The following is a 696-nucleotide window of genomic DNA, read 5'->3' on the forward strand; positions in this document are numbered from 1 at the left end:
GACCACAGAAGTACACTTGTACGTTGTCTTGTTTGAGTGCGGCTTCGATTTCATGCAGGTTTACAAAGCCGGTAAAGTGGAAGTCTTCACCTATCTTGTCTTCTGCCGTTGGTTGGTTATACCAAATGAGCGCGTTCATGTTTTCTTTCGCCGTGACTAGCTGGTTTACGTGCTCTTTAAAGGCGTGGTGTTTGCTGTTTTCTGTTGCATGTACCCAAGTCACTGGCGCGTGATGTTCCGTCAAGCTTTCTAGCATTGACAGTGTTGGCGTAAGGCCGACACCTGCAGAAATCAGCACCACTGGTGTATTGGTGTCTACATCCATAAAGAAATCACCCGCTGGCGCTGCGAGTTTTACTTTATCGCCGATGTTTAGCTCATCGTGCAGATAGTTGGATACTTTACCGCCTTGTTCACGTTTTACGGAGATGCGGTAAGTGTTCTCTTGAACCGAAGAAGATAGGCTGTATTGACGGATCTCTTGGTTTTTAAACTTATCGCTGTTGATGTAGATGCCGAGGTACTGCCCAGGCTTGTACTTCGTCACTTTACTGCCATCCGTCGGTTTGAAAACAAAACTGCAAATGTGTTCACTTTCCAATTGTTTACCTACCAACTCAAACTCACGTAGCCCTCGCCAGCCACCTTCTTGCGATGCATTCGCTTGATAGATTTGCTCTTCGCGCTGGATAAATA

1 protein-coding gene is annotated in these 696 nt (G+C 46.3%); it reads right to left on the reverse strand.

The genetic code is table 11. The features are described from left to right. Positions 1-696 (reverse strand): FAD-binding oxidoreductase (locus R7Q09_RS25790; protein WP_318143896.1); only part of this gene is annotated, 696 nt, incomplete at both ends.

The organism is Vibrio sp. 2130-1 (assembly GCF_033339515.1).